At 35.6% G+C, this 1145-nt stretch carries 1 pseudogene; it reads left to right on the top strand.

The annotated features are described in order from the left end of the window. Window positions 1-103: 103 nt before the first annotated feature. Window positions 104-1145, top strand: a pseudogene (locus tag L1D46_RS20715) (hybrid sensor histidine kinase/response regulator); the annotation flags it as partial.

Genomic DNA, 1145 nt, shown 5'->3' with positions numbered 1-1145 from the left:
ATATAGAACAGGCTAACTCCTTACTAATCCTTATTAACTAAATTTTTTTCTGTATACTCCACTTTAGTTATCATTCTCTCCTATACTCTAAAGCAGAGTAGCAATGAAGGCTTTCGATTCAATGGATTCTGGACATTCAGCGCATTTCTTCCAACGTAATAAACTACCAATACTAGCAATTTGTATACTCTTGATATTGGGCAGTATTGTTACAGTAAAATATGAATATGATCTTCGAGAAGAGGTATTTAGCCGCGCACTTGAACAGATGCAGCGAGAACTAGATAGAAAACAAAGTGTGTTTAAAACAAGTCTAAGAGAGAATGTTTCAGCCCTTAATTTCTTAGATTCCACCCCACCAGTACTCGCTATAATGCGTTCCACTAATGATAAACAGGTAGATCCGGTTTTAGGCACGCCTATTTCTGCTTGGAAATACCGCCTCGCAAAAATCTTTAGTGGTTTTATGACTACAGATAAAGAATTAGCGCAGGCGCGATATATTTATATTGCAGACAATGGCAAAGAAGTTGTTCGTGTTGATAATGTCAACGATCAGGTTATCAGAATTAGTGAAGAGAACTTACAGCATAAAGGCCATCGTAATTATATGCGAGTTGCTGCAGAGCTAGAAGATGGTCAAGTTTATATATCACCAATTAACTACAACCGTGAAAATGGACGATTACAACAGCCTTACGTTAGCACATATAGGATTGCTAAACTTGTAAAAGACACTGAAGGTAAGCCGTTTGCTGTTTTGATCCTAAACTATAATGCCGAAGACCTTATCAATAAGTTAACAAGTAATACTGCTAAAAAGCTATCTGTGTATCTTTTAAATGCTCAGCAGCAATTTATTTATCACCCAAAGGAGTCGTACCGCTTTAGTTTTGAGTTGGACGACCCTCATTATTGGTCTGAAGAATTTAGTATCGATCAACAAATGAATGCCAATGATTTTTTTGATGTAATGAATCTTCCTGAAAAATTATATGTTCAGAAAACTATTGAGTTTGAAAATGACATTCACATGCAGCCATTGACTCTGGCTGTTTCTATAAAAACCGAGATACTCCTGCAAGAAATCAATCAAAAACGTATGAGGTTTATAAGCACTTTATGTTTAATGATTATTTCTGTAT

It is taken from the genome of Pseudoalteromonas sp. Isolate3 (assembly GCF_022398505.1).
In the GTDB taxonomy this organism is placed as follows: domain Bacteria; phylum Pseudomonadota; class Gammaproteobacteria; order Enterobacterales; family Alteromonadaceae; genus Pseudoalteromonas; species Pseudoalteromonas apostichopi.
Note: the sequence above shows the minus strand (reverse complement) of the source record. Positions and strands in the feature narration are given on the sequence as shown.